The following is a 9,161-nucleotide window of genomic DNA, read 5'->3' on the forward strand; positions in this document are numbered from 1 at the left end:
CAATCTTGTCCTGCTGGAGTTCAGGCCGCAACCGCATTCGCAGCGCGGATGTGCTCGCGCATGAACGACAGCGCCTTCGCAGCCACGTCATCCGGATCGGTCCAGTGGTCCCGCCACAGCGCGATCAGTCCCGCCATGTCGGGGCCGAGCAGCGTCGGTGAGAAGGATTCGAAGGTGATCGGGCCGTCATACTCCGCGCGGGCCAGCGCGCCAAAGAACCCGGCCCAGTCGGTGTTGCCGGTACCGAGGTAGCCGCGATGGCTCTCCGCGACATGGACGTAGCCGAGCAGGTCCTTGACGCGCAACAACGCCGCCGGGATGTCGCCCTCCTCGATGTTCATGTGGAACATGTCGCCATGCACGAACAGCGCGTCCGAGCCCACCTTGCGGCAGAAGTCCGCGGCCTGGTCCACCGTGTTGATGAAGTTGCTCTCGTAGCGGTTCAGCGCCTCCAGGCCGATGCGCACGCCGGCCGCCTCGGCCTGCTTCGCGAGGCGCCGGTAGGCTTCGACAGCACGCTCCCGCGCATGCTCCGACGGCGCCAGCCCATAGCGATGCACGGCAGAGAACGACGGCCCGCCCAGCATCGTCGCGCCCATGTCGCGCGTGACCCGGATGGCTTGCGCCACCCACTCCTCGCCGCGCTTGGCCACCACCGGGTCGGCGTTGGAAAGGTCGGCGCTGAGCTTGCCGCACAGGCCCGTCGCCACGCCCAGTCCGTACTCCTTGGCAAGGCGCGCGGTCATCGCCACGTCCACTGTGAAGGGGTCGAAGATCAGCACTTCGACGAAGTCATAGCCGATCTTCGCGGCGCTCTGGAACACGCGGCGCGCGCCGGCCTCGTTCCATTCGGGCGTGTGCACCATCATGTGCAGTCCGAGCTTGTTCATGGTCATTGGGTTACCTCCTGGCGGGTGATGGATTGGCGCTTGCCGAATCGCTCGACAAACACCGCAGTGATCCGCTCGCGCCAGATGTCCACGCCGACGGCAAGCAGGATGATGAGTCCGATCGTGATGCTCTGGACCGAGGTCGACACCGCATTCAGGTTCAACCCGTTCTGCACGACGACGATGATCAGCACGCCCACGAGCGTGTTCAACACATGGCCCCGGCCACCGGCCAGGCTGGCGCCTCCGACCACCGCGGCCGCGATGGCCTGCAGCTCGATCAGCGTGCCGTAGTTGGGCGAGCCCGAGTTCAGCCGCGCGGCCAGCAGCACCGCGCCGATGCCTGCGCACGCACCGGCGATCACGAAGGCCATCGCCCGCACCCGCGGCACATGGATGCCCGACAGGCGCGCCGCCGACTCATTGCCGCCGACCGCATAGATCTCGCGGCCGAACTTCGAATGGTTGAGCACCACCGTGGCCAGCGCGTACAGGCCCAGCACGTAGTAGAAGGGCAGCGGAATGCCGAGCAGCTCGCCATAGAACACCTGCCCCAGGTCCGGCGAGAGCGAGAACACCGGCGTGCCGCCACCCACCGTGAGCGCGATGCCCTTGAACGCACTGAGCCCCGCCAGCGTCACGATGAAAGCCGGTATGCGCACGTAGGCCACCAGCAGCCCGTTGACCACACCCAGCAGCCCGCCGAGCGCGATCGCCGCCGGGATCGCCAGCCACAGGCTGGTGCCGTTGAGCTTGACCATCACCGCCAGCACCATCGTGAGGTAGGCAATCATCGAACCCGGCGACAGGTCGATGCCGCCCGTGAGGATGACGATGGTCGAGCCGATCGCAACGACCGACAGCACGGCCACCTGCAAGGCGATGTTGCGGAAGTTGTCCGCGGCCAGGAAGCTCGGTGTGGTGACGGCCACGACGATGCAGATGAGCAGCAGCGCCACCAGCGGGCCGGTGAACTGCGCAAACGGGGAACGCTTCATGCGACTCTCCTGAGATCGGCCACGGCGGGCCCTGTGGTGGGGTGAAGGGAATGCACCGTGCCGGACGCGCTCACGAGGTGGGCATGCGTCACCTCGGCGGCCGGCCGCACGGAGGTCACACGCCCGTGCTGCACGATGGCGATGCGATCGCTCATCGCGATCAGCTCGTTGTGGTCGGAACTGATCAGCAGCACCGACTTGCCGGCCTTGGTCAGGGCGTTGATGAGGCGGTAGACGGCCAGCTTGGCGCCGACGTCGATGCCTTGCGTCGGCTCGTCGAGGATCACGATGCGCGCCTCCCGGAACAGCCAGCGCGCGATCAGCACCTTCTGCTGGTTACCGCCGGAGATCAGGTTGACGAACTTGTGCGCCGCCAGCGGCGTGATCTCCAGGTCGCGGATGTAGCCGGTCGCGGCATCGTCTTCCTTGCCATGGTCGAAGAACGGGCCGCGCAGCACGCCGCCGATGTTCGCCATCGTGATGTTGGGGCCGGCGAAGAAGTTGAAGAAAAGCCCGTCGTACTTGCGGTTCTCCGGCACCAGCGCGATGCCGGCGCGGATCGCGTCGGCCGGGCCGCGCAGGCGCAGCGGGCGGCCATCCAGCAGCACTTCGCCACCGGTCAGCCGATCCGCACCGAACACCGCGCGCGCGATCTCGGTACGGCCGGAGCCGATCACGCCGCCCAGGCCCAGCACCTCGCCGCGCCGCAGGTCGAAGCTGGCATCGCGCACGCGCTCCGACGTGCGGATGCCGCGCACTTCGAGCACCACCTGGTCGGTCGCGTTGTGTTCCTTGGGATAGTGTTCGCGCACGCCGCCGCCGATCATGCAGCTGACGATGTCGTCCACCGCCAGGCGCGTTTCGCCGGAGCGGCTCGCCACGCAGCCGTCCTTGAGGATGGTGACGGTGTCCACCAGTTCGACCACTTCGTCGAGCCGGTGCGAGATGTAGAGGATGGACACGCCACGCCCGCGGATGCTGCGCAGCAGGCCGTGCAGGATCGCGATCTCCTCCTGGCCCAGCGCGGTGGTGGGCTCGTCGAGGATCAGCAGCTCCGCCTCCTGCGACAGCGCCTTGGCAATCTCCACCAGTTGCTGTTCGGCCACGGAGAGATCGGCCACGCGCACCTGCGGATCGATGTCGATCGCCAGTTGCTCGAGGATGTGGTGCGCCGCCGCCGCCATGGCCTTCCAGTCCACCAGCAGGCCACCGGCCCGTGTGGGATGCCGGCCCATGAAGATGTTCTCGGCCACTGTCAGTTGCGGGATCAGCGAGAACTCCTGGAACACCGTGGCCACGCCTTCGCTGCGCGCGGCGGTCGGGCCGTTCAGCGTGACCACGCGGCCGCGGTGGCGGATCTCGCCCGAGTCGGGCTGGTTCACGCCCGAGAGGATCTTGATCAGCGTCGATTTGCCGCAGCCGTTCTCCCCGAGCAAGCCGTGGATCTCGCCGGCATGCAGGCGCAGCGAGATGTCGTTGTTGGCGCGGACGCCCGGAAAGGACTTGCAGATCCGCCGCAGTTCCCACAAGGGTTCTCCGCGGCCGGGATGAAGGCTTGCTGAAGTCATGGCAGTACGGCTCGCGCTGGCCCGCTCAGTACTTCTTCGACGGCTTGGGGAACAGCTCGTCGGCATTCCTCAGCACGGACACGGCATTGGCCTTCTGCACGATCTGGGTCGGCACCTCGACATAGCCGCCGGTGGACTTCTTGTTGAGCAGGTCGACCGCGAACTGCGCCGCCATGCGGCCCATCTTCACCGGCGAGGTGTTGGTGGTGGCGGTGACGCCCTCGCCGTTGGCGATGTTCTCCAGCGCGCCGGTGTCGCCGTCGTAGCCGAGGACGGTGAGGTTCTTGCGGCCCATGCTCTTGGCGGCCAGCGCTGCGCCCAGCGCCATGTAGTCGTTCGATGCGTAGATCACGTCGATGCCGGGGTTGGCCTGCAGCAGGTCCATCGCCGCGGCATTGCCCTTCTCCACGCTCCAGCCGCCGTTGATGCGCGCGACCATGTTCCAGTTGCTGCCCTTGATGCCGTCGGTGAAGCCGCCGGCGCGTTCGGTGGCGAGGTAGCTGGGCTCGCCATCGAGGATGCCGACCTTGCGCGGCGCGCCTTCGGCCTGCTGGCGCGCCCAGGTGGCCAGCGCCTTGTTGGCCGCCCGCTGGTTGACGCCGACCACGCCGTGCACCGGCGTCGGGTAGTTGGGGATGTCGGAGTTGACGATGATCACGGCCTTGCCGGCATCGACCGCCTTCTTGATCAAGGGCGCCAGCGAATGCTCGTCGAAGCTGATGATGAGGATCGCGTCGACGTCCTTGCGCGAGATCACGTCCTGCAGCATGCCCATCTGGCCGGCCTGGTCGCCGCCGGAGTACGGCGAGAGCATGAAGCTCTTGATGCCCGGCACCGACTTGATGCCTTCGTTGAGCGCGATGTGGTAGTTGAACTCGGTGCCCATCGGCAGGTAGGCGATGGTGGGCGTGCCGCCGGCGAACTTGAGCGTGCTGGTCGACGCCTGCGCGCCGGCCTTCAGCGCTTGCGGCGCGGGATAGTTCTGCGCCAGTGCGGCGGCGGGCAGGCCGATGGCCAGTGCGGCGGCGATGGTGCCCAGGGTCTTCATGCCGGTTCTGCGAGTGATCATGCTTGTCTCCAATGTCGAGGGTGGGTAGGGCGGCAGCCGCGCTGCCGGGAAGTCGTTCGGGGTTTCAGAAAACGGTGCGGACGATGCCGCCGTCCACGCGCACGGCGGCGCCGTTGATGGCGCTGGCCGGGCCGCTGCAGACGAAGGCCACGGTGGCGGCCACTTCGGCCGGGTCGATGAGGCGTGCGATCAGCGAGGTCGCGCGGTTCTCGCGCATGAAGCGCGCCTCGGCCTCGGCATAGGGCAGCTCGGGGAACAGGTTCTGCACGAAGGTCTTCACGCCCTCGGTGCGGGTGGAGCCCGGCAGCACGGCGTTGACGGTCACGCCGCTGCCCTTGGTGAGCTCCGCCAGGTTGCGCGAGATCGACAGCTCCATCGTCTTGGTGGCGCTGTAGTGCGGCAACTCGGGCGCCGGCGTGATGGCCGCCTCGCTGGAGATGAACACGATGCGGCCCTTGCCGCGCGCCAGCATGCCGCCGATGTAGTGGCGCGACAGCCGCACGCCGCTCATGATGTTGATCTCGAACATGCGCTGCCATGAGGCATCGCTGGTCTCGCGGAAGGGCACCGCCTCGTAGACGCCGAGGTTGTTGACGAGGATGTCCACGTCGGGCACTTCGGCGATGGTGCGCGCGCAGCCTTCGGCGCTGCCGTTGTCGGCGACCAGCGCCTCCAGCCGCGCACCGGGCACGCTCGCGGCGATGTTGGCCATGGCCGCATCGACCACCGCCCGCGAACGTCCGTTGACGATGACGATGGCCTGCTCGCGCGCCAGCGTCCTTGCGATTTCCTGGCCGATGCCGCCGCTCGATGCGGTCACCAGCGCCTTGCGGCCTTCAAGTTGCAGATCCATGTGTCTCGCTCCTGGGTTGCGACGGCGGCGTTGCGCCGGTATGGAAGGAATTATTACGCCAAACTTTTTTGATGCAAGTAATTTCTTTCCTTGAAAACCCGAAAGCGGTGCCTGCGGAAGGAAATAATTTCGATCCGGGGCACAATCGAAGTTTCCGTAACCGGCGCGCAACAGCGCGGCGGCAGGCAACCCGCAAGGAAGGCGAACCCATGAACACCAAGCTGCAACACACGGGCGTGCTCAACGTCATCCGGCTCGCCCAGGGCCAGCTCAATCCGGCGCTGCAACGCATCGCGGCCTATGTGCTGAAGAACCCGGAGATCGTGAAGACGCAGTCGATCAAGGACCTGGCGCTGGCCTGCGATGTTTCCGAATCGACGATCACGCGCTTCGTGCGGGCCATCGACGTGCCGAGCTACCAGCAGTTGAAGATCGGCGTGGCCGAAGCGCTGTCGAGCCATCCCGTGGCGTCCGCCGCCACTAAGGACAAGGACGCCTTCGTCTACGACGACATCGGCCCCGCCGACACCAGCGGGCAGATCTTGAAGAAGATCGTCTACCGCAACCTCAGCACCATCGAGGACACCGCCGCGCGGCTGGACCTGCCCCTGCTCGAGAAGGCCGCGGCAGCGATCGACAAGTGCGACCTGCTCGCCTTCTTCGCGATGGGCTCCTCCACGCTCGCGGCCGAGAGCGCCGTGATGCGCTTCATGCGCGTGGGCAAGCGCTGTATGTTCTTCAACGACCAGGGCGTGCAGCAGATCTCGGCTGCTACCTTGGGCAAGCAGTCGGTGGCGGTGGCTGTCAGCAATTCCGGTCGCACGGTGGCCATCGTAGACTCGCTGCGGCAGGCGCGGCAGGCTGGGGCGACGACGATTGCGATCACCTCGTTTGCGGATTCACCGATCACGCAGGCTGCGGATATGGTGCTGCTGACCACTGCGAACGATGCGTCGTCAGGGTCAGCGGCGTATCAGGAGTCGATGCTGGCCAAGGTGGCGCAACTGCTGGTCGTCGACGTGCTGTATTCGCGCTATGCGGTGAAGCACATCAAGCAGTCGATTCAGAAGATCAAGGATACGAATGTGGTGATCGAGTCGACCCGCCATCGCTGACGTTGTGAATCTTTTTACTGCGGTCGCCGATCTCTGGCTGCGGTGCAGGCTCCTGCATGACAAACGCTTTACGCAGTTGAGTGGGGCGCGGAGCCAGTAAATAAAGGCGTCCGATCTTCGCTCAAGACTGAGAGCGGAAGTTCACCGGCGTCCCCTTTTCGGCGGCGCAGTGGTGGCTAGCGAATCCAGCGAAGGCTCAATGACCGGCAAGGGGATCCCCGGTCGCAGATTAAACATCGGGCACTACACTTGAAGCACTTCCAATGTTCCCTAATGCGCCCTCTTGCCTACAACCCCTCCTTCGCGCTAAACGCCATCTGCCCGTACTTCACGATGTTCCCTTTGGAATTCCCGCTGAAGGTTCTTCGGAAGCATCGAGCGGCAAAGCCCGTGGTTGTGGATCCATTCTGCGGCCGGGGCACGACGCTGTTCGCAGCGCGTACTCTGGGACTTGAAAGCTGGGGCATCGACACGTCGCCAGTCGCGGTGGCAATCGCCAAGGCAAAGCTTTCCAACTCCACTGCCGAGGACGCGCTGTGTCTGGCTCAGTTGCTGATTCTTGCGACCAAGCCTGAGCATGTTCCGCAAGGCAAGTTCTTCAGGGCGGCGTATCACAGCAAGACGCTGCGGGAAATCTGCGCGTTGCGGGAAGGGCTTCTCGAACTCGAGGACACCGATGAGACGGTAATGCTGAAGGCAGCTATCTTGGGCTGCCTGCACGGTCCGCTGTTGGTTAGCGGCGCATCCTCGTATTTCTCGAACCAGATGCCGCGCACCTTTGCGCCCAAGCCCGACTACGCGGTGGAATTCTGGGCCAAGCGGAACATGGTCGCCCCTGAGGTTGACGTTCTCCGCGTCCTTGAGCGCAAGCTGAAGCTCATCGCCGCATCCAAGGCGTTGCCCAAAGCCGCACACACCAACGTCGTGCGCGGTGACTCGACGGTTGCAGCGAGCCTTCCATCGGGCCGAAACCATTCGGTGGTGGTGACATCTCCTCCCTACTACGGGATGCGCACCTATGTGCAAGACCAGTGGCTGCGCAACTGGTTTCTGGGTGGACCTGCGACCGTGGACTACAGCGCTGGCGTGCAGCTGGAACATACAGGACAGGACATTTTTGCCAGCTCCTTGGGCAAGGTGTGGGCCAACATGGCGCATACGGACGCTGATGAGCTGCACATGTACATCCGCTTTGGCGTGATTCCTTCGGCGAAGGTCGATGCGAAGGCGTTGATTTACAAGTCGTTCGAGGCCTCAGGCGTTGCTTTCGAGGTCAAGTCAGCTCGTAACGCATCCTCTGCGCACTCCGGCAAGCGACAAGCTCAGCAGATGCGTGCCGGCTCGGGTGCCTGTGACGAATACGACTTTCACGTCGTCAGGCATTGAAAGCGCGCGACCGCTGGGACCGGTCGGGTATTGGTTGTGGTCGCAGACTGGTTTGGCGCCCTCCGGCCGCCGGTACGTTCTGGCGTCACCGCCCCGCCGCCTATGAAACTTCAGAACCATCGCAGCTACATCCCTTCCGGAGGGGCCGCTCGCTGCTCGATGCCGGTGCTCGCCAAGGCGGGTTGTGAAGGTCTCTACGCCCTGACGTTTCGGGGGCAGGCCAAGAGGCCAAGGGCGCAAGGCATTGGTGCTAGGGCTCATCGTTGGCAAGCTTGTGCGTGCCGCCGGCCTGCAGGCCCCGAAGATCGTACCGATGCAGCTTGACGCCGACCTCGTAAGAACAGCGGCAGTTCCGGAAATTCAGAATCAGGGCTCCGGCGAGCACTTCAAACCCTGAATCGCAGCTTCCCTCCGCGGGTAGTGCCGTTCGGCAGCTGAATGCTTATAGGCTGCTCGTGGTTGCAGAAGTCATCCACGTAGTCCTTTATGGCATGCGCGGTGAGCAGCGCCTGCTTGTCCTGCGGTACGTGGCCTGCCAGGGTAGTTGGCATGATGACGATGCACTTGGCCATCGCTTGGGAGATGGCAACGTTCGTTCGTTGCAGCTGCATAAGGAAAGCCTCCTCGCCGGCGATGACATCGGCATCAGCGACGCCGAACGACACGATGATGACGTGGCGCTCACCGCCCTGGAACTTCTCGACGGTGTCGACGGCCTCGTCAATCAACGCGGCTTCACCTTGCCACAGCTTCCTGAGCTCCCTGACAACCAAGGCACGCTGTGCCCGGTGCGGCGTGACGATGCCAACGGAGTTGGCCCAGAACTGCTTGGACGTAGGCGGCGCGTGAGTGACACCAGGCTTCTGACCGTCTAGCTCAGCGCTGAGCGTCTCACGCAAGCTCCAGACAAGCGAGGCGACAAGCATCGCCTCGACCTCATTGCCCTGCGAAGAAAGGTCATCGTCGTGCAGCAGCGTCATCACCGCGGGTGACGTGCTTACCATCTGCTTCAATTCAGGCCAGTAGGGCAGGTTCGCCGGGAAGCCGAACGAAGGCAACGAAACGGCCGATAGAGGGTGGACTGCCGTGTTCTTGAAGTGCGCCGACAGCTGCGACGGGTATCCGATGCCGCGAGCGTAGGCGACGATGTCTTCGTGGGAGCGGTAGTTCTCCCCGATCGACACTTCAAATTCCCCCGGTTGTCGACACCCAAATTCCTCCGGGCAGGACAGGGGTTGCATTATTGATCGATCACGCCTCGACCGCGATCGCCAGGCGTGCC

8 protein-coding genes are annotated in these 9,161 nt (G+C 64.7%); 2 read left to right on the forward strand and 6 right to left on the reverse strand.

Annotated elements, in window-relative coordinates; translation table 11 throughout:
• Nucleotides 1–20: 20 nt before the first annotated feature.
• The 5 genes from WKW79_RS28510 to WKW79_RS28530 form a co-directional block, all read right to left on the reverse strand.
• Nucleotides 21–896, reverse strand: a complete 876-nt coding sequence (locus WKW79_RS28510) for a sugar phosphate isomerase/epimerase family protein (RefSeq protein ID WP_340338602.1) — start codon at nt 894–896, stop codon at nt 21–23.
• On the reverse strand, nt 893–1,888 hold the full coding sequence (locus tag WKW79_RS28515) for an ABC transporter permease (protein WP_340338603.1): 996 nt from the start codon (nt 1,886–1,888) through the stop codon (nt 893–895). Before WKW79_RS28515 ends, WKW79_RS28510 begins: the two co-directional genes overlap by 4 nt.
• Nucleotides 1,885–3,456, reverse strand: coding sequence for a sugar ABC transporter ATP-binding protein (locus WKW79_RS28520; RefSeq protein ID WP_340338604.1), 1,572 nt, complete (start codon nt 3,454–3,456; stop codon nt 1,885–1,887). The genes WKW79_RS28515 and WKW79_RS28520 overlap by 4 nt, the downstream gene beginning before the upstream one ends.
• Nucleotides 3,457–3,481: 25 nt before the next feature.
• Nucleotides 3,482–4,525: a sugar ABC transporter substrate-binding protein gene (locus tag WKW79_RS28525; RefSeq protein ID WP_340338605.1), complete on the reverse strand. Its 1,044-nt coding sequence runs from the start codon at nt 4,523–4,525 to the stop codon at nt 3,482–3,484.
• A 64-nt stretch (nt 4,526–4,589) separates the two neighbouring features.
• Nucleotides 4,590–5,378 carry an SDR family NAD(P)-dependent oxidoreductase gene (locus tag WKW79_RS28530; protein ID WP_340338606.1) on the reverse strand — a complete coding sequence of 263 codons (789 nt, stop codon included), beginning with the start codon at nt 5,376–5,378 and terminating at the stop codon, nt 4,590–4,592.
• Nucleotides 5,379–5,587: 209 nt separating this feature from the next.
• On the opposite strand from WKW79_RS28530, the gene WKW79_RS28535 reads away from it, so the two are divergent.
• Together WKW79_RS28535 and WKW79_RS28540 are read left to right on the forward strand one after the other, a co-directional pair.
• Entirely contained in the window at nt 5,588–6,493 is a 906-nt protein-coding gene (locus tag WKW79_RS28535) for a MurR/RpiR family transcriptional regulator (protein WP_340338607.1), read from the forward strand.
• A 249-nt stretch (nt 6,494–6,742) separates the two neighbouring features.
• A complete protein-coding gene (locus WKW79_RS28540; RefSeq protein WP_340338608.1) occupies nt 6,743–7,879 on the forward strand; it encodes a DNA methyltransferase in 1,137 nt (378 codons plus the stop codon).
• A gap of 386 nt (nt 7,880–8,265) precedes the next feature.
• Here WKW79_RS28540 and WKW79_RS28545 read toward each other — a convergent pair.
• Nucleotides 8,266–9,161: AAA domain-containing protein (locus tag WKW79_RS28545; RefSeq protein ID WP_340338609.1), on the reverse strand; the 896-nt coding region annotated here is incomplete at its 5' end.

Source organism: Variovorax robiniae, from assembly GCF_037889955.1.
GTDB lineage: Bacteria > Pseudomonadota > Gammaproteobacteria > Burkholderiales > Burkholderiaceae_C > Variovorax > Variovorax robiniae.